Raw genomic sequence first — 19,204 nt, forward strand, 5'->3', positions numbered from 1 at the left:
CCCCCCGCCCCCGCCCCCGACTCCGAGGCGCCGACCGGCCCCGAGGGCGGCGACCCGCGGGGAGACCGGCCGTGATCCCGCTCGGCCGGGTCCCCGACGCGCACGCCTGCTCCCGAGCGGGCTGCCCGCGGACGGCGACGTTCGCGATCGAGTGGCGGAACCCGAGGATCCACGCGGAGGACCGTCGGAAGACCTGGCTGGCCTGCGGCGAGCACCGGGAGTTCCTGCGCGAGTTCCTCCTCGCCCGCGACTTCCCGCTCGAGGTGAAGCCGCTCTACACGGTCGACCGCGGAGCGGAACGATGAGCGGCGACGCGCCCCGTCCCTCCTGGCGCTTCGTCTTCTCGCGACGCTGGTTCGGCTATCTCGCTCTCGCGATCGTCTTCGCCGTCGCCTGCGTGCTGCTCTCGCGCTGGCAGGTCGCGCGGCTCGACCAGGCCGCCTCGACCAACCGGCTGGTCACCGCGAACTGGACCGCCGACCCGGTGGCGCTCGACGGGCTGCTCCCCGCCGACTCCACGTGGGACGACGCGCTCGAGTACCGCCCGGTCGAGGTCACCGGCGTCTACGAGACGCAGGGGCAGACCCTCGTCCGCAACCGGCCCTACAACGGCAACCCCGGCTTCGAGATCCTGACGCCGCTGCGGCTCGACGACGGCAGCGTGTTCGTCGTCGACCGCGGCTGGGTCCCCGTCGGCTCGACCCAGGACTCCCCCGACGCGATCCCCGCGCCGCCCGAGGGGGAGGTGACCGTCGTCGCCCGCCTGAAGCCCGCGGAGGGACGGATCGACGGACGCTCCGCACCGGCCGGCCAGATCGCCACGATCCAGCTCGATGACCTGTCGACGCAGCTGGACGAGCCCCTGCGGACCTCGGCGTACGGCCTGCTGGTCGCCGAGGCGCCGGCGCCGGTCGACGCTCCCCCGCTGGCCGCGATCAAGCCGGTCGCCGACGAGGGCCTGCACATCAGCTACGCCGTCCAGTGGGTGTTGTTCGCCGTCATGGGCTTCGGCGGGCTCGGCTGGGCGATCCGCCACGAGTACCGCATCCGCAACGCCGACGACCCCGAGGTCGTCGCGGCCGAGGAGCGGCGCGAGGAGCGCCGCCGACGCCGCGGCCGCAGCGACTCCGAGGTCGAGGACGAGCTGCTCGACGCCCGCTAGGCGAGCGTGATCAGGTCGAGGTAGTCGGCCGCCCAGTGGTCCTCGGTGCCCTCCGGCATGATCAGGACGCGCTCGGGGTTCAGCGCCTCGACGGCTCCCTCGTCGTGGCTGACCAGGACGACCGCGCCCTCGTAGTGCGCGAGCGCGTCGAGGATCTCCTCGCGGCTCGCGGGGTCGAGGTTGTTGGTGGGCTCGTCGAGCAGGAGCACGTTCGCGCCCGAGACCACGATCATCGCCAGGGCGAGACGGGTCTTCTCTCCGCCGGAGAGGACCCCGGCCGGCTTGTGCGAGTCGTCCCCGGTGAACAGGAACGAGCCGAGGACCCGGCGCGCCTCGGTCTCGGTGAGGTTCGGGCTGGAGGAGACCATGTTCTCGAGCACCGAGCGCTTGACGTCGATCGTCTCGTGCTCCTGCGCGTAGTAGCCGATCCGGAGGCCGTGCCCGGCCTCGATCACTCCGGTGTCGGGCTGGTCCACGCCGCCCAGGATGCGCAGGAGCGTCGTCTTGCCCGCTCCGTTGAGCCCCAGGATGACGACCTTGGAGCCGCGGTCGATCGCGAGGTCGACGGCGGTGAAGATCTCGAGCGAGCCGTAGCTCTTCGACAGGTTCTGAGCCTGCAGAGGGGTGCGACCGCAGGCGGACGGGGTCGGGAACCGGAGCTTCGCGACGCGGTCGACCGCGCGGACCTCCTCGAGCCCGCTGAGCATGCGCTCGGCACGCGCGACCATCTGGTGCGCCGCTGCGGCCTTCGAGGCCTTCGCGCCGAACTTCGCGGCCTGCAGCTGGAGGGCGCCGGCCTTTTTCTCGACGTTGACCCGCTCCTTCTTGCGGCGCTCCTCGTCGGCGGCGCGCTGGCGCTGGTAGTTCTTCCAGTTCATGTTGTAGACGTCGATGACCTGGCGATTGGCGTCGAGGTAGAAGACGCGGTTCACGGTCTCGCCGACCAGCTCGATGTCGTGGCTGATCACGATGAAGCCGCCGCGGTAGTTCTTAAGGAACTCGCGGAGCCAGACGACGGAGTCGGCGTCGAGGTGGTTCGTCGGCTCGTCGAGGATCAGCGTGCTCGCGTCGGAGAAGAGGATGCGCGCGAGCTCGATGCGGCGCCGCTGGCCACCGGAGAGCGTCTTGAGCGGCTGGTCGAGGATCCGGTCGGGGAGGTTGAGGTTGCTCGCGATCGACGCGGCCTCCGCCTCAGCCGCGTATCCGCCGAGGGAGAGGAAGCGGTCCGTGAGGTTGCCGTACTTCTTCATGCCGGCCTCGCTCACGGAGGTGTCGCTGCTCGACATCGCGACCGTCGCCTCCTGCATGCCGAGCACCAGCTGCCCCAGCCCGCGGGCGTCGAGGATGCGGGTGCGCGCGAGCTCCTCCGGGTCGCCGGAGCGCGGGTCCTGAGGGAGGTAGCCGATCTCGCCGCCGCGGTCGACCGTGCCCTTCGAGGCGATGAGGTCGCCCGCGAGGACCTTGGTCAGCGTCGTCTTCCCCGCCCCGTTGCGGCCGACGAGGCCGACCTTGTCGCCGTCGCCCACCCGGAAGGAGACGTTCTCCATCAGGAGTCGGGCGCCGACTCGGAGTTCGAGGTCGTGCACGCTGAGCACAGTGCTGTCCGTTCCCGCCAAGAAATGGCGTTCGGTTCGGGAGGAGTGGGGCAAGGGGCCGCGATGCGGCAGCCCCCTAGTATATTTCCTGAGCCGCGGGGCGGATCCACGTCCGCTCACCGCGGACGCGCTCGCTCCTCGCTCTCGGGCGACCAGGACTCTCGGAGATCACCCATGTCCCCTTCCTCTTCCGCCCTCCCGCGCCCGGTCCTCGCCGACCGGCTCGTCACCCGCTCCGTCGCGACCGACGCCCTGCTGGTGCTCGCGGGTGCAGGTCTCACCGCAGCGATGGCGCAGCTGTTCATCCCGATGTGGCCGGTGCCCTTCACGGGCCAGACCTTCGCGGTCCTCCTGGTCGGCACGACGCTCGGCGCACTCCGCGGCGCGCTCTCCATGCTCGTGTACGCGCTCGTCGGCGCTCTCGGCGCCCCGGTCTTCACCGAGGGCTCGCACGGCTGGGCGGTCCTCGCGGGTCCCACCGGCGGCTACATCGTCGGCTTCGTCCTCGCGTCGATCGTCACCGGGTGGCTCGCCCAGCGGCAGTGGGACCGTCGCGTCCTCGGCACGCTGGTGACCTTCCTCGCCGGCACCGCCACCATCTACCTCGTCGGCCTGCCCTGGCTGGCCGCCGCCCTCGCCTCGCTGGGGCTGCCCGCCGACCTCGGCTCCGTCCTCTCCGCGGGACTCGTGCCCTTCCTGGTCGGCGACGCGCTCAAGGCGCTGGTCGCTGCCGCGCTGCTCCCCACCACCTGGGCGATGCTCTCGCGACGCTCGCGCTGAGCGGTCGCACGGACGCCGAAGGGCCGGGAGGACGATTCCTCCCGGCCCTTCGGGCATCCGGCAGAGGTCGAGCCGCCCGGTCCTCCTACTTGACATCGGTGGAGACTCCACCGACTCGACCGGCGGGGACGACGACGGCCCCGGACTCCGGAGCCGTCCCGCCCGGCCGTTCCGACTCCACGACGGACTGCGACAGGCTGAAGACGACAGGAACGCCGAAGGGCCGGGAGGACGACTCCTCCCGGCCCTTCGGCGTCGGTGTGCAGCGGCTAGATCGAGAAGCCGAGTGCGCGCATCATGTCGCGCCCGTCCTCGGTGATCCGGTCGGGACCCCACGGCGGCATCCAGACCCAGTTGATCCGGAACGCCTCGACGATGCCGTCGAGCGACTCGGCGGTCTGCTCCTCGAGCACGTCGGTCAGCGGGCAGCCCGCCGAGGTGAGGGTCATATGGATGACGAGGGCGTCGTTCTCGTCGTCCCAGCCCAGGTCGTAGATGAGTCCCAGGTCGACCACGTTGACCCCGAGCTCGGGGTCCATGACGTCCTTGAGGGCCTCCTCGACCTGGTCGAAGAGCTTCGGCTCGAGAGTGGTGACCGCCATGATCAGACCGTCGCCGAGGTCAGGAAGCGGTCGTAGCCCTCGTCCTCGAGCCGGGTGGCGAGCTCCTTGCCGCCCTGCTCGGCGACGCGGCCGGCGACGAAGACGTGGACGAAGTCGGGCTGGATGTAGCGGAGGATCCGCGTGTAGTGCGTGATCAGCAGCACGCCGAGACCTGTGCTCTGGTGGGCGCGGTTGACGCCCTCCGACACGATCTTGAGCGCGTCGACGTCGAGGCCGGAGTCGGTCTCGTCGAGGACGGCGAACTGCGGGGCGAGCAGCTCGAGCTGGAGGATCTCGTTGCGCTTCTTCTCGCCGCCCGAGAAGCCCTCGTTGACGTTGCGCGCCGCGAAGGACGAGTCCATGCGGAGGTTCGCCATCGCCGACTTGACGTCCTTCGTCCACGTGCGGATGGCGGGCGCCTCGCCGGCGATCGCGGTCTTGGCGGTGCGGAGGAAGTTGGTGTTGGTCACACCGGGGATCTCGACCGGGTACTGCATGGCGAGGAAGAGGCCCGCGCGGGCGCGCTCGTCGACGGACATGTCGAGTACCTCGACGCCGTCGAGGGTGATCGAGCCGCCGTCGACGTGGTACTTGGGGTGTCCCGCGATCGTGTACGCGAGGGTGGACTTGCCGGACCCGTTCGGGCCCATGATCGCGTGGATCTCACCCTGGTTGATGGTGAGATCGACACCGCGGAGGATCTGCTTGGTCCCCTGCTCGGTCTCGACACTGACGTGGAGATCGCTGATCTGGAGAACGGACATTCAGACTTCCTTCGTGACGGTCGGGTCGATGTAGACGTCGCCGTCGATGATCTCGACGACGAAGACGGGGACCGGCTCGTAGGCCGGGAGGTTCAGGGGGGTGCCGGTGCGGAGGGAGAACTGGGAGCCGTGCGCCCAGCACTCGAGGCTGTCGCCCTCGACGAAGCCCTCGGAGAGCGAGATCTCGCCGTGGGTGCAGGTGTCGCCGATAGCGTGGATCTCGCCGGCGGAGTCCTGCACGACCGCGATCGCGACTCCGTCGACCTCGACCCGCATGGCCTGGTTGGGGATCAGCTCGGAGACCGAGCAGATCATCGCGGCGTTGCTCATGCGGTGACCGCCGCTCCGCGGGAGGAGCCGGTCTGGCCGGCGCTGCCGGCGAGCTCCGCCTCGATCGCGAGCTGCAGTCGGTCCTCGAGCTCGGCGACCTTGATCTGCTGCACGATCTCGCTGAGGAACCCGCGCACGACCAGGCGTCGCGCCTCGTCCTCGCGGATCCCGCGGGACTGTAGGTAGAAGAGCTGCTCGTCGTCGAAGCGGCCGGTCGCCGAGGCGTGCCCCGCTCCGGCGATGTCACCGGTCTCGATCTCGAGGTTCGGGATGGAGTCGGCGCGCGTGCCGTCCGAGAGGACCAGGTTGCGGTTCTGCTCGTAGCTGTCGGTGCCGGTGGCGCTGTTGCGGATCAGGACGTCGCCGATCCAGACGGTGCGCGCGCCCTCGCCCTGCAGCGCGCCCTTGTAGGTCACGCGGCTGCGGGTGTCGGGGGCGTCGTGGTCGACGTACACCTGCTGCTCGAGGTGCTGGCCGCCGTCGGCGAAGTACAGACCGAAGAGCTCGCCGTCCGCTCCGCGCTCGACGAGGTGCGCCGAGGGGTTCACCCGGACGATGGAGCCGCCGAGGGTGACCACGATGTGCTTCACCTTCGCGTCGCGTCCGACCCGCACGAAGTGGTTGGCCAGGTGCCGGGCGTCGTCCGCCCACTCCTGCACGGTGACGACGGTGAGCTGCGCGCCCTCGCCGACGAGGATCTCCACGTTCTCCGCGAGGGAGGCCTCCCCCTCGTTCTGCAGCACGACGACGGCGCGGGCGTAGGGCGCCGCCTCGATGATCGTGTGCGCGGCGCGGGGTGCGGAGCCGAGGCTCGAGCGGACGAGGGTGGCGACCTTCTCGTCCTCGCCCGTCACACGGACGGCGAGGGCCTTCTCGAAGCTCGACCAGGCGTTCGCGGCGGCGCGGTCCTCGGGGAGCCCGGCGGTGCCGATCCGCTGGTCGTCGCGGCCGACCCACGAGACGTCCACACCGTCCACCGCCGCGTGCTCGAGGGGGGCGGGCGAGCCGTCGAGCGCGCCGTCGATGAGATCGCCGAGGCGCGCGACGGGCGTCAGCTTCCAGGCGATCTCGCGGCCGGTGACGGCCTCGAAGGCCTCGACGTCGGCCGACGCGAAGCGCTCGGAGCGCGTCTGCACGGGCGTGAACGCCCCGTCGGAGTGGGCGCTGATGCCCAGGCGCTCAGCGGCGGCCGCGCCGTCGATCTCGGGGGTCGCGGCGCTCGTGGGGACCGTCATCTGGCGGTGGTTCCTTTCGATGGGTGCGGGGCGCCCCGTCCGGGCGCCCCTTCGAGGGGGGAGGCGGGCGTCAACCGACGCTGCCCTCCATCCCCATCTCGATGAGCTTGTTCAGCTCGAGGGCGTACTCCATGGGCAGCTCGCGCGCGATCGGTTCGATGAAGCCGCGGACGATCATGGCCATCGCCTCGTCCTCCGGCAGGCCGCGCGACATCAGGTAGAAGAGCTGCTCCTCGCTGACCTTCGACACCGTCGCCTCGTGGCCGAGCTGCACGTCGTCGACGCGGATGTCGATCGCCGGGTAGGTGTCGGAGCGCGAGATGGTGTCGACCAGGAGGGCGTCACAGCGCACGGTGTTCGCCGAGTGGTGCGCGTTCGCGTCCACCCGGACTTCGCCGCGGTATCCGGCGCGACCGCCGCCGCGGGCGATCGACTTCGAGACGATCGACGACTGCGTGTACGGCGCCATGTGGACCATCTTCGCGCCGGCGTCCTGGTGCTGGCCGGGGCCCGCGAACGCGACGGAGAGGGTCTCGCCCTTGGCGTGCTCGCCGACCAGGAAGATCGACGGGTACTTCATCGTGACCTTGGAGCCGATGTTGCCGTCGATCCACTCCATCGTCGCGCCCTCGTGCGCGATCGCGCGCTTGGTGACGAGGTTGTAGACGTTGTTCGACCAGTTCTGGATCGTCGTGTAGCGCACGCGGGCGTTCTTCTTCACGATGATCTCGACCACGGCCGAGTGCAGCGAGTCCGACTTGTAGATCGGAGCCGTGCAGCCCTCGATGTAGTGGACGTAGCTGTCCTCGTCCGCGATGATCAGGGTCCGCTCGAACTGGCCCATGTTCTCGGTGTTGATCCGGAAGTAGGCCTGCAGCGGGATGTCGACGTGGACGCCCTTGGGGACGTACACGAAGGAGCCGCCGGACCAGACCGCGGTGTTCAGCGCCGCGAACTTGTTGTCGCCCGCGGGGATGACGGTGCCGAAGTACTCCTCGAAGATCTCGGGGTGCTCGCGCAGCGCCGTGTCGGTGTCCATGAAGATGACGCCCTGCTCCTCCAGGTCCTCGCGGATCTGGTGGTAGACGACCTCTGACTCGTACTGGGCCGCGACGCCGCCGACGAGGCGCTGGCGCTCCGCCTCCGGGATGCCGAGCTTCTCGTACGTGTTCTTGATGTCGTCCGGGAGGTCGTCCCAGGTCTGCGCCTGCTTCTCGGTGGAGCGGACGAAGTACTTGATGTTGTCGAAGTCGATGTCCGACAGGTCGGCGCCCCACGTCGGCATGGGCTTGCGCTCGAAGAGCTTCAGGGCCTTCATGCGGCGGTCGCGCATCCAGGCGGGCTCGTTCTTGAGCGCGGAGATGTCGGAGACGACCTCGGGCGAGATGCCGCGTCGCGCGGAGGCTCCGGCGGAGTCCGAGTCGGACCAGCCGAACTCGTAGACGCCCAGGCTCTCGAGCTCGGGGCGGTCGATCAGGATGTCTGACATGTGTACCTCGTTTCCTACCCACTGCTAACCGGTCGGGTCCCGGAGTCATTCCCCCGGGGGTGGCCCGCGGGTGCTCTCCGGCCGGTCGCGCGATCGATCTGATGCGCGGAGCGGATGATGTGCGTCCCTGGATTCCGGAGGTGTGCGTCGGCGCTCCATCGGGCCGTGTGCGGATCACGTGCGCAGGGTGCGTCGAACCGTGACCAGCTTCTCATTCTACCGGCGTCCGCCGTTCAGCGGAACCTCCGCACCTGGGTGTCGGCCGGGCACCGGTGACGTGCCTCCAGACGCGCATGGCCATACCGGTGTCGGTGGTCCGTGATTCGGTTCCGCCATGACGAACGACGCATCGACCCCGATCCCCGCACGACTCGTGACCGCACTGGTGGGCGCCGGCCTGCCGACCGGACCCGCACGGGCGTTCGGCCCTCTCGCCCGCGCGATCGCGGCCGACCTCCCGCTGCGGGCGCTCCCCCGCGTGCTCCTGCGCCTCCGGCGGCACCTGCTCTCCGCCGAGCCGGAGCCCGCGGTCAGGCGGCGGGCTGGAGCTCCTGGGCGGCGTCCCGGCGCTGGGCGCGCACGGTGAACAGCCTCGGGTTCACGTCGAGCAGCACGCGGACCGCGCCGACCCAGATGAGCGCCGAGCCGAGGAGGTGCACCGCGACGAGCGTCTCGGGCAGCGCGGTGAGCGACTGCGCCACCCCGACCAGCGCCTGCAGCACGACGACCACGAGGAAGGCGATCACGCGCCGCCGGGCGAGCTCCGAGCCCGCCGCCCGCGACAGGCGCAGGAGCAGCGCGGCGCCCACGACGAGCACCGCCGTGGCGAGCACGCCGTGCACGACGGTCACGCTCTCCCAGTGGAACTGCATGCGGGGCACCTCCGCGGAGTCGCCGGCGTGCGGGCCGGTCCCCGTCACGAGGGTCCCCACGAGGATCACGAGGAGCGTCAGGCCGACGAGCCCGATGCTGAGCGCCCGCGTCGCGCGGTCCGGCTCGAAGGCCACGGACTGCGAGCGGTGGGCGCGGTGCCACGTCAGTGCGGTGGTGGTGAGGAGGGCGATGGCGAGAACGAAGTGCCCGGCCACGATGTACGGGTTGAGGCCCGAGTGCACGGTCGCGCCGCCCGCGAGGGCGTTCGCGACGACGAGCCAGAACTGCGACCAGGCGAGCCGGGTTATGGTGCGGTCGCGCGGCTTCTGCAGGCGCGCGGCCGTGATCGCCCAGCCCACCGCGACCACGAGGACGCCGGTGAACGCGCGGTTCGTGAACTCGATGAAGCCGTGGATCCCGAGCTCGGGGGTCGAGGTGAGCGAGCCCGGCTCGCACGCCGGCCAGGTGGGGCAGCCGAGGCCCGAGCCGGTCAGCCGGACGACGCCCCCGAAGAAGATGATCAGGATGCTCGCGACGAGCGCCGCGGTGGTCCCCCAGCGCAGTGCGCGCGGACCGAGGGTCACCCGCTCGGCGAGCAAGGAGAACGGCGTCACCATCAGAAGGGCAGCAGCGGGTCGATGCCGACGGCGAGGAAGAGCAGGGTGAGGTATCCGATGGACCCGTGGAACACCCGCATCGGCGAGACGTGCTCGTGACGGATCGCGAGGCTGTAGAGGCGGTGCGTCTCGGCGATGAACCAGACTCCGCTGCCGAGCGCGACCACCGTGTAGAGCACCCCCATGCCGGCGACGGGGATCAGCAGGAGCGAGCAGGCGACGGTGGCCCAGGCGTAGAGGATGACCTGGAGCCCGACGATCGTGCGTCCGCGCACGACGGCCAGCATCGGCACGCCGGCGGCCTGGTAGTCGTCCCGGTACTTCATCGACAGCGGCCAGTAGTGCGGCGGCGTCCAGAGGAAGATGACGGAGAAGAGGATGACGGGGGCCCAGTCGAGCGAGCCGGTGACCGCCGCCCAGCCGATCAGCACCGGCATGCAGCCCGCGATGCCGCCCCACACGATGTTCTGCGGCGTCCGGCGCTTGAGGAAGAGCGTGTAGAACACGACGTAGATCAGGATCGCGGCGAGCGAGAGGCCCGCGGAGAGCCAGTTGGCCGTGAGGCCGAGCCAGACGATCGACAGGACGCCGATCGTGGTCGCGAAGACGAGCGCGGACCGGTCCGAGATCTCCCCGGTCACGAGCGGCCGGTTCTTCGTCCGGTTCATGATCCGGTCGATGTCGCGGTCGAAGTAGCAGTTGAACGCGCCCGCCGACCCGGCGCTCAGGGCGCCGCCGATCAGGACGTTGAGGACCAGCAGCAGGTTCGGGATCCCGCCCTGCGCCAGGATCATCGTCGGAGCGGTCACCACGAGGAGCAGCTCGATCACGCGCGGCTTCGTCAGAGCGACGAAGGCCTTCACCTTGCGCGAGAGGGTCGTCGGCGACGCCCCGTCCCGCTCGACGGCGGTGGTCTCCACGACTGCGTCCATTGCTCCTCTAACGATTCGATGATCCCGAACGAGTGTAATGCGCCCGTCCGGGAGCCGGGCCCGGCGTGCACGCTTGTCCAATCGGACGCAGACATATGCGACCACGCAACCCCCGGTCGGCGGCGCACCCCCCTCCGTATACTCGGGACTGCTCGCCAGAGCGCCCGGCACGCACCCGAGCCCGCCCGACGATCGTCGGCACGGGGCCGAGAGGGCCGTCGCCGGAGCATCGTGTCGAAGTCGTCATGCGGCGTGCTCCACCATGCGAGAGGGCGGACGGTCCCCGTCTGCCCCACGTCTCGAGAAGGGTCAGTACCAAGTGTCAGAACTGCAATGGGAATCCATTGACGAGAAGGCAGTCGACACGGCGAGGGTTCTCGCCGCGGATGCGGTCGAGAAGGTCGGCAACGGCCATCCCGGAACCGCCATGAGCCTCGCGCCCGCCGCCTACCTCCTGTTCCAGAAGGTCATGCGCCGCGATCCGTCCGACGCGACCTGGATCGGCCGCGACCGGTTCATCCTGTCGGTCGGCCACTCCTCGCTGACCCAGTACGTCCAGTTCTACCTGGGCGGCTACGGACTCGAGCTCGACGACCTCAAGGCGCTGCGCACCTGGGGCTCGAAGACCCCGGGCCACCCGGAGTACGGCCACACCGACGGCGTCGAGATCACCACCGGGCCGCTCGGCCAGGGCCTCGCCTCCGCCGTGGGCTTCGCCTACGCCTCGCGCTTCGAGCGCGACCTGTTCGACCCGGAGGCCGCCGCGGGCACCTCCCCGTTCGACCACTTCGTCTACGTGATCGCCGGCGACGGCGACCTGCAGGAGGGCGTCACCAGCGAGGCCTCCTCGCTGGCCGGCCACCAGAAGCTCGGCAACCTGGTCGTCATCTACGACTCCAACCAGATCTCGATCGAGGACGACACCAACATCGCCTTCACCGAGGACGTCAAGGCGCGCTACGAGGCCTACGACTGGCAGGTCCAGGTCGTCGACTGGAAGAAGACCGGCGAGTACCACGAGGACGTCGCCGAGCTGCACGCCGCGATCGAGGCCGCGAAGGGCGAGACCGACAAGCCGTCGCTCATCATCCTGCGCACCATCATCGGCTGGCCGTCGCCGAAGAAGCAGAACACCGGCAAGATCCACGGCTCCGCCCTGGGCGCCGACGAGCTCCGCGGACTCAAGGAGGTGCTCGGCTTCGACCCCGAGAAGACCTTCGACGTCGCCGACGAGGTCATCGAGCACACCCGCAAGGCCGTCGAGCGCGGCCAGGCCCAGCACGCCGAGTGGGACGAGCAGCTCGCCGCCTGGGCGTCCGCGAACCCCGAGAAGAAGGAGCTGCTCGACCGGGTCCTCTCGGGCGAGCTGCCCGAGGGCGTCCAGGAGGCGCTCCCCGTCTTCGAGCCCGGCAAGGAGGTCTCGACCCGCGCCGCGTCCGGCAAGGTCATCAACGCCCTCGCCGGCGTGATCCCCGAGCTGTGGGGCGGCTCCGCCGACCTCGCCGAGTCGAACAACACGACGATCGAGGGAGCCGGCTCCTTCGTCCCGACGGAGTTCTCGACCCACGAGTGGACCGGGAAGAAGGGCGGCCGCGTGCTGCACTTCGGCATCCGCGAGCACGCCATGGGCGCGATCCTCAACGGGATCGTCCTGCACGGCAACACCCGCCCCTTCGGCGGCACCTTCCTGATCTTCTCCGACTACATGCGCCCGGCGGTCCGTCTCGCCGCGCTCATGAAGGCGCCGGCCATCTACGTCTGGACCCACGACTCCGTGGCGCTCGGCGAGGACGGCCCGACGCACCAGCCGGTCGAGCAGCTGTCGACCCTCCGCGCGATCCCGGGCCTGGACATCGTCCGCCCCGGCGACGCGAACGAGGTCGCCTACGCCTGGAAGACCATCCTCGAGCGCCGCGAGGGCCCCGCCGGCCTCGCGCTCACCCGTCAGAACATCCCGGTGTTCGAGCGCGGCGAGGGCGACGCGGAGGGCGAGACCTTCGCCTCCGCCGCGAACGTCGCCCGTGGTGCCTACATCCTGGCCGAGGCGCCGGGCGGCACCCCGGACGTGATCTTCATCGCGACCGGCTCCGAGGTCCAGATCGCCGTCGAGGCGCGCGAGGCCCTGAGGAGCGAGGGCGTCAACGCCCGCGTCGTCTCGGCTCCGTCCCTCGAGTGGTTCGAGGAGCAGGACGCCGAGTACCGCGAGAAGGTCCTGCCCTCCTCGGTGAAGGCGCGCGTCTCGATCGAGGCCGGCCTGAGCCTGGGCTGGCAGAAGTACGTCGGCGACGCCGGCCGCTCCGTCTCGATCGAGCACTTCGGCGCCTCGGCCGACTACAAGACCCTGTTCCGCGAGTTCGGGATCACCACCGAGGCGGCACTGTCCGCCGCCAAGGAGTCGCTCGCAGCCTCCTGACCCGAAGGCCGCGTCCACCACGGACGCGGCCTTCGCCGTCGGAGCAGCGGCTCCCCCTCACACCACGCACCACCTACGCAGAAGAAGAAGAGACATGACCGAGAACACCCCCACCGCAGAGCTCTCCGCCGCCGGCGTCAGCATCTGGCTCGACGACCTCTCCCGCTCGCGCATCTCCACCGGAGGGCTGCAGAAGCTCATCGAGGAGAAGAACGTCGTCGGAGTCACCACGAACCCCACGATCTTCGCCGCGGCCCTGACCAACGGCGAGTCCTACGACGCCCAGGTGCGCGAGCTCGCCTCCGCCGGCACCTCGGTGACCGACGCCGTCTTCGAGATCACCACCGACGACGTCGCCGCGGCGTCCGACATCTTCCGCCCGATCTACGACGCGACCAACGGCTACGACGGCCGCGTGTCGATCGAGGTCGAGCCCGGCCTGGCGCACGACGCCCAGGGCACCATCGAGCAGGCCAGGGCCCTCTGGGCCAAGGTCGACCGCCCCAACGCGATGATCAAGATCCCCGCGACCGTCGAGGGCCTCGAGGCCATCACGGAGGTCATCGGCTCCGGCATCTCGGTGAACGTCACCCTGATCTTCTCGCTCGCCCGCTACCGCGCCGTCATCAACGCGTACCTGGCCGGCCTCGAGAAGGCCAAGGACGCCGGCATCGACCTGTCGACCATCCACTCCGTCGCCTCGTTCTTCGTCTCGCGCGTCGACACCGAGATCGACAAGCGCCTCGAGGCCGTCGGCACCGACGAGGCCCGCGCCCTCAAGAGCAAGTCCGGCGTCGCCAACGCGCAGCTGGCCTACGAGGTCTTCGTCGAGGCGTTCGCCACCGAGCGCGCCCTGCTGCTCCAGGAGTCCGGCGCCAACCGCCAGCGCCCCCTCTGGGCCTCGACCGGCGTCAAGTCGACCGACCTCCCCGACACCCTCTACGTGACTGAGCTCGTCGCGGCCGGCGTGGTCAACACGATGCCCGAGAAGACCCTCGAGGCGACCTTCGACCACGGCGTCATCACCGGCGACACCGTCACGGGCTCGTACGCCGACGCGAACGCCGTCCTCGACGCCGTCGCGGCGCAGGGCGTCTCGTACGCCGACGTCACCGAGCTGCTCGAGAAGGAGGGCGTGGAGAAGTTCATCGTGTCCTGGAACGAGCTGCTGGACACCGTCACCGCGGCGCTCGAGGGCGCGAAGGCGCAGGCCTGATCATGGCCATTCAGATCCACGTCAGCGGAGACGCCGAGAAGGCCGTCGACCGCGTCGTCCCGGAGCTCGTCGCCGACGAGGTCGCGTCCGGCATCACCGCCCAGGTCCCCACCCTGTGGGGCGCCGCGGCGGAGGAGGAGGCGGCCAAGCGCCTCGGGTGGACCGAGTCGACCACCGTCTCCCGCCCCCTGATCCCCCAGATCCTCGCCCTGCGCGAGGAGTTCCAGGCCAAAGGCGTCGACCACATCGTCCTCGGCGGCATGGGCGGCTCCTCGCTCGCGCCCGAGGTCATCACCCGCACCGCCGGCGTCGAGCTCACCGTGCTCGACTCGACGGCGCCCGGCCAGGTGCTCGCGGCCCTGAACGACCGGCTCGCGTCGACCGCGGTCGTCATCTCCTCGAAGTCCGGCTCGACCGTCGAGACCGCGAGCCAGAAGAAGGCCTACGAGAAGGCGTTCACGGAGGCGGGCATCGATCCGCTCGACCGCATCGTCATCGTGACCGACCCGGGCTCGCCCCTGGACACCTCCTCCCGCGAGGCCGGCTACCGCGTGTTCAACGCCGACCCGAACATCGGCGGGCGCTTCTCGGCGCTCTCCGCGTTCGGCCTCGTGCCGTCCGGGCTCGCCGGCGCCGACATCGAGGCCCTCCTCGACGAGGCGGCCGAGGCCTCCCTCGGGCTCGCCGTGGACTACCCCGAGAACCCGGGCCTGATCCTCGGAGCGGCGATCGCCGCGACCAGCCCGCGCCGCGACAAGCTCGCGATCGTGGCCGACGGGACCGACATCGTCGGCTTCGCCGACTGGGCGGAGCAGCTCATCGCCGAGTCCACCGGCAAGGACGGCACGGGCATCCTCCCCGTCGTCCTCGGCACGCTGGCCCCCGAGCTCTCGGAGGACCTGCCCGACGTGCAGGTCGTCCGCCTGGTCGAGGACGCCACGGCGCTGCACCTGTTCCCGCGCGACCGCCACGAGGGCGAGATCCTCCTCTCCGGCTCGCTCGGCGCTCAGATGCTGACGTGGGAGTACGCCGTCGCCGTCGCGGGTCGCCTCCTGGGCATCGACCCGTTCGACCAGCCCGACGTCGAGTCGGCGAAGGTCGCGACCCGGGCCCTGCTCGAGAAGCGCCCCGAGCCCGAGGCGCCCGCGTTCACCGACGCGGGCATCGAGGTCACCGGCAGCAGCAGCGTCACCGAGGGCGTCTCGACGGTCGCCGCTGCTGTCGACCGCCTCCTCGCTCAGTTGGGCGACGGCGGCTACGTCTCGATCCAGGCGTACGTCAACCGCCTCGCGCTCCCGCAGCTCGAGGGCGTGCGCGACCTCCTCGCCGCTCAGGCCCAGCGCCCCGTCACCTTCGGGTGGGGCCCGCGCTTCCTGCACTCGACGGGGCAGTACCACAAGGGCGGCGCGCCGACCGGCGTGTTCCTCCAGATCACCGAGCGCTCCGACGTGGACCTCGAGATCCCGGACAGCCCGTTCACCTTCGGCCAGCTCATCCTGGCGCAGGCCGCCGGCGACGCGAGCGTGCTCGCCGAGCACGGCCGGCCGGTGCTGACCCTCACGCTGACCGACCCCGAGGCCGACCTCGAGGCGCTCTTCGAGGCCCTCAACACCTGATCCGACGGGCACGCCGCCGCTGCGCTCTCGAGCGCGCGGCGGCGTGCCCGCGGTCGTCCCGCGACCACTTCCCGGGGCAGCAGCCGGGCCCGCCCGCTCCTCCCCCTCCCTCACCGATAGCAGTGCGCCGGTCTCACCGGCACACAGAAGGACACTGCACATGTCTGTGGACATCACCCCCGAGTTCAATCCGCTGAGGTTGAGCTTCGACCGCCGGTTGAACCGGATCGCCGGGCCCAGCGGCCTCGTCATCTTCGGCGTGACCGGCGACCTCTCCCGCAAGAAGCTCATGCCCGCGGTCTACGATCTCGCCAACCGCGGCCTCCTGCCTCCCGGCTTCGCCCTCGTCGGATTCGCCCGGCGCGACTGGGACGACCAGGACTTCGAGCAGGTCGTCCACGACTCCGTGAAGAAGCACGCCCGCACCGAGTTCCACGAGGAGGTCTGGGCGCAGCTCGCGCAGGGCATCCGGTTCGTGCAGGGCGAGTTCGACGACCCCGAGGCGTTCGCCCGCCTGAAGACGACCGTCGACGACCTCGACCGCGAGCGCGGCACGAACGGCAACTTCGCCTTCTACCTCTCGATCCCCCCGAAGTCCTTCCCGCAGGTCACCGAGCAGCTGCGCAGCTCCGGCCTCGCCGAGCAGAAGGACGGCCAGTGGCGCCGCGTCGTCATCGAGAAGCCGTTCGGCAGCGACCTGAAGACGGCTCGCGAGCTGAACGACGTCGTCGAGTCGGTCTTCCCGCCCGACTCCGTCTTCCGGATCGACCACTACCTCGGCAAGGAGACGGTCCAGAACATCCTGGCCCTCCGCTTCGCCAACATGATGTACGAGCCGCTCTGGAACTCGAACTACGTCGACCACGTGCAGATCACCATGGCCGAGGACATCGGCGTGGGCGGGCGCGCGGGCTACTACGACGGCATCGGAGCGGCGCGCGACGTCATCCAGAACCACCTGCTGCAGCTGCTCGCCCTGACCGCCATGGAGGAGCCGATCTCGTTCGACGCGGCCGACCTTCGTGCGGAGAAGGAGAAGGTCCTCGCGGCCGTCCGCCTCCCCGCCGACCTCTCCACTTCTACCGCCCGCGGGCAGTACGCCGGCGGCTGGCAGGGCGGCGAGAAGGTGCTCGGCTTCCTCGAGGAGGACGGCATGAGCCCCACCTCGACCACCGAGACCTACGCCGCCATGCGCCTGGACATCGGCACCCGACGCTGGGCCGGCGTGCCGTTCTACCTGCGGGCCGGCAAGCGCCTCGGCCGCCGCGTCACCGAGATCGCGGTCGTGTTCAAGCGGGCACCGAAGCAGCTCTTCGCCGAGAGCCAGACCACGTCGCTGGGCCAGAACGCGCTCGTCATCCGGGTCCAGCCCGACGAGGGCGTCACCATGCGCTTCGGCTCGAAGGTGCCCGGCGCCGGCATGCAGGTGCGCGACGTGACGATGGACTTCGGCTACGGCCACGCGTTCACCGAGGCGAGTCCCGAGGCCTACGAGCGCCTCATCCTCGACGTCCTCCTGGGCGAGCCGCCGCTCTTCCCCCGGCACGAGGAGGTCGAGCTGTCCTGGAAGATCCTCGACCCGATCGAGGAGTTCTGGGCCACGCAGGGCCAGCCCGAGCAGTACCGCCCCGGAACCTGGGGCCCCGATTCCGCCGACGAGCTCCTCGCCCGCGACGGCCGCACCTGGAGGCGTCCATGATCGTCGATCTGCCCGACACCACGACGAGCGAGGTCTCGAAGACCCTCGTCAAGATCCGCGAGGAGGGCGGCGCCGTCGCCCTCGGCCGCGTCCTCACCCTCATCATCGCGACCTCCCGGGGTCACGAGGAGGAGGCCATCGAAGCCGCGAACGACGCGTCCCGCGAGCACCCGATGCGCGTCATTGTGGTCTCGAAGGACGACGGCACCACCACGGTCCCGGTCGACGCGACGGCGCGGGTCGACGCGCAGATCCGGGTCGGAGGCGACGCCGGCGCGAGCGAGGTCGTCGTGCTCCGTCCCTACGGGGACGCGGCCGAGGACGAGGAGAGCCTGGTCACGGGCCTGCTCCTCCCCGACGCCCCCGTCGTGGCCTGGTGGCCGAACAGCGCTCCGGACAACGCCTCCGCGTCCCCGATCGGCCGGATCGCCACTCGGCGGATCACCGACGCGTCGGCCCAGTCGAACCCGGCGGAAGCGCTGCACCACCTCGCGTCCACCTACGCCCCCGGCGACACCGACTTCGCCTGGACCCGCCTCACCCTCTGGCGCGCGCAGCTCGCCGCCGTGCTCGACCAGCCGCCCTACGAGCCGATCACGGCCGTCGAGGTCTCGGGCGCGCCCGACTCGCCCTCGACGATCCTGCTCGCCGCCTGGCTGCAGCTCGAGCTCGACATCCCCGTCGACCACGAGCTCACGATCAGCGCGACCGGGTCCAGCGGGATCCACGGCGTGCGGCTCAGCCGCGACTCCGGAGTGATCGAGCTCGAGCGCTCGGTGCCCAACGTCGCGACGCTCACGCAGCCCGATCAGCCGGTTCACGACATCTCACTCCCCCGCCGCAGCCTCCGGGACTGCCTGGCGGAGGAGCTGCGCCGGCTCGACCCGGATGACCTGTACGGTGAAGTGATCTCGCGCGGGGTCGACATGCTCACTGAGAAGGCCGAGGCCCGCAGCGCCTCCTGAGGTGTGGGCGCCCGTCCAGGGCGCCCGCACCTCAGAGCTTCCCGACACGGAGCCGAACCCCGCCGATCGGCACCCGAACCCGAAGGAGTCCCCTGAGATGACCACCGAACGCCGCGTGCTGGTCCACCGCGACAAGCAGACCCTCGCCGGCTCGGTCGCCGCCCGGTTCCTCACCAAGACGATCGACGTCCTCGACGACCTGGGTTCGGCGAACGTCGTGCTCACCGGAGGGACGATGGGAGCCGCCACGCTCAAGGAGATCGGCTCCTCCTCCGCCGCCGGCAACGTGGACTGGTCGCGCGTGCACTTCTGGTGGGGCGACGAGCGCTGGGTGCCCCGCGGCCACGAGGACCGCAACGACGTCCAGGCCGGGGACCTCTTCAGCGTCCTCGATGTGCCGGCGGCGAACGTGCACTCCTACCCGGCCTCGGACGAGGGCCTGGACCTCGACGGCGCCGCCGCTGCCTACGACGCGGAGCTGCGCGAGCACGCCTCCGAGGGGCGCGACTACCCGCGCTTCGACATCACCTTCCTCGGCGTCGGGCCGGACGGGCACATCGCGTCGCTGTTCCCCGAGCGCTCCGCGATCCGCTCCACGACTCCCGGCGTCCTCGCCGTCCGCAACTCGCCGAAGCCGCCGCCGGAGCGCCTCACCCTCACGCTGCCGCTGATCAACCAGTCGGACCGCATCTGGATGGTGCTCGCCGGCGCCGACAAGGCCTCGGCCCTGGGCCTCGCGCTCGCGGGTGCCAGCACGAACGAGGTGCCCGCGTCGGGCGCGTTCGGTCGCAAGCGCACGGTGTTCTTCGTCGACCAGGAGGCAGCGGCCGAGGTCCCCGAGTCGCTCATCGCTCCGAGCTACTGAGCCCGGTCCGGAAACGACGGAAGGCCCGTCCCCTGAGGGGGCGGGCCTTCC

17 protein-coding genes are annotated in these 19,204 nt (G+C 70.5%); 9 read left to right on the plus strand and 8 right to left on the minus strand.

The genetic code is table 11. The features are described from left to right. Positions 1 to 71: 71 nt before the first annotated feature. Positions 72 to 305 carry a hypothetical protein gene (locus tag C5C71_RS02915; protein WP_104221947.1) on the plus strand — a complete coding sequence of 78 codons (234 nt, stop codon included), beginning with the start codon at positions 72 to 74 and terminating at the stop codon, positions 303 to 305. After that, positions 302 to 1,162, plus strand: coding sequence for an SURF1 family protein (locus C5C71_RS02920; RefSeq protein WP_104250363.1), 861 nt, complete (start codon positions 302 to 304; stop codon positions 1,160 to 1,162). The genes C5C71_RS02915 and C5C71_RS02920 overlap by 4 nt, the downstream gene beginning before the upstream one ends. Here the strand turns inward: C5C71_RS02920 and C5C71_RS02925 are convergent. Beyond that, positions 1,159 to 2,757, minus strand: a complete 1,599-nt coding sequence (locus tag C5C71_RS02925) for an ABC-F family ATP-binding cassette domain-containing protein (RefSeq protein WP_104221943.1) — start codon at positions 2,755 to 2,757, stop codon at positions 1,159 to 1,161. The genes C5C71_RS02920 and C5C71_RS02925 overlap by 4 nt on opposite strands. A gap of 174 nt (positions 2,758 to 2,931) precedes the next feature. On the opposite strand from C5C71_RS02925, the gene C5C71_RS02930 reads away from it, so the two are divergent. Then, positions 2,932 to 3,537, plus strand: coding sequence for a biotin transporter BioY (locus C5C71_RS02930; protein ID WP_104232632.1), 606 nt, complete (start codon positions 2,932 to 2,934; stop codon positions 3,535 to 3,537). 269 nt (positions 3,538 to 3,806) lie between these two features. On the opposite strand, the gene C5C71_RS02935 is transcribed toward C5C71_RS02930, so the two are convergent. From C5C71_RS02935 to C5C71_RS02965, 7 genes are all read right to left on the minus strand, one after another. Further along, positions 3,807 to 4,139 (minus strand): metal-sulfur cluster assembly factor, encoded by a 333-nt coding sequence (locus C5C71_RS02935; RefSeq protein ID WP_104221939.1) that lies wholly within the window; start codon positions 4,137 to 4,139, stop codon positions 3,807 to 3,809. Positions 4,140 to 4,141: 2 nt separating this feature from the next. Further along, a complete protein-coding gene (gene sufC / locus C5C71_RS02940) occupies positions 4,142 to 4,903 on the minus strand; it encodes a Fe-S cluster assembly ATPase SufC (RefSeq protein WP_104221937.1) in 762 nt (253 codons plus the stop codon). Then, the gene (locus C5C71_RS02945) at positions 4,904 to 5,233 is read right to left on the minus strand and encodes a non-heme iron oxygenase ferredoxin subunit (protein ID WP_077222834.1); all 330 of its coding nucleotides are present in this window, start codon (positions 5,231 to 5,233) and stop codon (positions 4,904 to 4,906) included. Beyond that, entirely contained in the window at positions 5,230 to 6,468 is a 1,239-nt protein-coding gene (gene sufD / locus C5C71_RS02950; RefSeq protein ID WP_104268636.1) for a Fe-S cluster assembly protein SufD, read from the minus strand. The genes C5C71_RS02945 and sufD overlap by 4 nt, the downstream gene beginning before the upstream one ends. 70 nt (positions 6,469 to 6,538) lie before the next feature. Next, positions 6,539 to 7,957 carry a Fe-S cluster assembly protein SufB gene (sufB, locus tag C5C71_RS02955; protein WP_104221933.1) on the minus strand — a complete coding sequence of 473 codons (1,419 nt, stop codon included), beginning with the start codon at positions 7,955 to 7,957 and terminating at the stop codon, positions 6,539 to 6,541. 530 nt (positions 7,958 to 8,487) lie between these two features. Beyond that, entirely contained in the window at positions 8,488 to 9,447 is a 960-nt protein-coding gene (locus C5C71_RS02960) for a heme A synthase (protein WP_104337123.1), read from the minus strand. Then, a complete protein-coding gene (locus C5C71_RS02965) occupies positions 9,447 to 10,379 on the minus strand; it encodes a heme o synthase (RefSeq protein WP_104232635.1) in 933 nt (310 codons plus the stop codon). The genes C5C71_RS02960 and C5C71_RS02965 overlap by 1 nt, the downstream gene beginning before the upstream one ends. Before the next feature lie 319 nt (positions 10,380 to 10,698). Here C5C71_RS02965 and tkt point away from each other — a divergent pair, with 319 nt between their 5' ends. The 6 genes from tkt to pgl all read left to right on the plus strand — a co-directional run bounded on the left by tkt (position 10,699) and on the right by pgl (position 19,153). Next, positions 10,699 to 12,792 carry a transketolase gene (gene tkt, locus C5C71_RS02970; RefSeq protein WP_104221926.1) on the plus strand — a complete coding sequence of 698 codons (2,094 nt, stop codon included), beginning with the start codon at positions 10,699 to 10,701 and terminating at the stop codon, positions 12,790 to 12,792. Between the two features lie 94 nt (positions 12,793 to 12,886). Next, positions 12,887 to 14,008: a transaldolase gene (gene tal, locus C5C71_RS02975; protein ID WP_104337124.1), complete on the plus strand. Its 1,122-nt coding sequence runs from the start codon at positions 12,887 to 12,889 to the stop codon at positions 14,006 to 14,008. 2 nt (positions 14,009 to 14,010) lie between these two features. After that, positions 14,011 to 15,624, plus strand: coding sequence for a glucose-6-phosphate isomerase (locus C5C71_RS02980; protein ID WP_104337125.1), 1,614 nt, complete (start codon positions 14,011 to 14,013; stop codon positions 15,622 to 15,624). Between the two features lie 160 nt (positions 15,625 to 15,784). Then, the gene (gene zwf / locus C5C71_RS02985; RefSeq protein ID WP_104225293.1) at positions 15,785 to 17,323 is read left to right on the plus strand and encodes a glucose-6-phosphate dehydrogenase; all 1,539 of its coding nucleotides are present in this window, start codon (positions 15,785 to 15,787) and stop codon (positions 17,321 to 17,323) included. After that, positions 17,320 to 18,288: a glucose-6-phosphate dehydrogenase assembly protein OpcA gene (locus C5C71_RS02990; RefSeq protein ID WP_104337126.1), complete on the plus strand. Its 969-nt coding sequence runs from the start codon at positions 17,320 to 17,322 to the stop codon at positions 18,286 to 18,288. Before zwf ends, C5C71_RS02990 begins: the two co-directional genes overlap by 4 nt. 97 nt (positions 18,289 to 18,385) lie before the next feature. Then, positions 18,386 to 19,153, plus strand: a complete 768-nt coding sequence (gene pgl, locus C5C71_RS02995; protein WP_104221917.1) for a 6-phosphogluconolactonase — start codon at positions 18,386 to 18,388, stop codon at positions 19,151 to 19,153. Positions 19,154 to 19,204: the final 51 nt, after the last annotated feature.

It is taken from the genome of Rathayibacter sp. AY1C1, from assembly GCF_002932105.1.
In the GTDB taxonomy this organism is placed as follows: Bacteria; Actinomycetota; Actinomycetes; order Actinomycetales; family Microbacteriaceae; genus Rathayibacter.

What these genes read in the sequence shown, in the direction of transcription:
- C5C71_RS02935 (WP_104221939.1), bottom strand. Translation starts at nt 4,139, where the DNA reads ATGGCGGTCACCACTCTCGAGCCGAAGCTCTTCGACCAGGTCGAGGAG.
- sufC (WP_104221937.1), bottom strand. Translation starts at nt 4,903, where the DNA reads ATGTCCGTTCTCCAGATCAGCGATCTCCACGTCAGTGTCGAGACCGAG.
- C5C71_RS02945 (WP_077222834.1), bottom strand. Translation starts at nt 5,233, where the DNA reads ATGAGCAACGCCGCGATGATCTGCTCGGTCTCCGAGCTGATCCCCAAC.
- C5C71_RS02965 (WP_104232635.1), bottom strand. Translation starts at nt 10,379, where the DNA reads ATGGACGCAGTCGTGGAGACCACCGCCGTCGAGCGGGACGGGGCGTCG.
- sufD (WP_104268636.1), bottom strand. Translation starts at nt 6,468, where the DNA reads ATGACGGTCCCCACGAGCGCCGCGACCCCCGAGATCGACGGCGCGGCC.
- tal (WP_104337124.1), top strand. Translation starts at nt 12,887, where the DNA reads ATGACCGAGAACACCCCCACCGCAGAGCTCTCCGCCGCCGGCGTCAGC.
- zwf (WP_104225293.1), top strand. Translation starts at nt 15,785, where the DNA reads ATGTCTGTGGACATCACCCCCGAGTTCAATCCGCTGAGGTTGAGCTTC.
- C5C71_RS02990 (WP_104337126.1), top strand. Translation starts at nt 17,320, where the DNA reads ATGATCGTCGATCTGCCCGACACCACGACGAGCGAGGTCTCGAAGACC.
- pgl (WP_104221917.1), top strand. Translation starts at nt 18,386, where the DNA reads ATGACCACCGAACGCCGCGTGCTGGTCCACCGCGACAAGCAGACCCTC.
- C5C71_RS02930 (WP_104232632.1), top strand. Translation starts at nt 2,932, where the DNA reads ATGTCCCCTTCCTCTTCCGCCCTCCCGCGCCCGGTCCTCGCCGACCGG.
- sufB (WP_104221933.1), bottom strand. Translation starts at nt 7,957, where the DNA reads ATGTCAGACATCCTGATCGACCGCCCCGAGCTCGAGAGCCTGGGCGTC.
- C5C71_RS02920 (WP_104250363.1), top strand. Translation starts at nt 302, where the DNA reads ATGAGCGGCGACGCGCCCCGTCCCTCCTGGCGCTTCGTCTTCTCGCGA.
- C5C71_RS02960 (WP_104337123.1), bottom strand. Translation starts at nt 9,447, where the DNA reads ATGGTGACGCCGTTCTCCTTGCTCGCCGAGCGGGTGACCCTCGGTCCG.
- C5C71_RS02980 (WP_104337125.1), top strand. Translation starts at nt 14,011, where the DNA reads ATGGCCATTCAGATCCACGTCAGCGGAGACGCCGAGAAGGCCGTCGAC.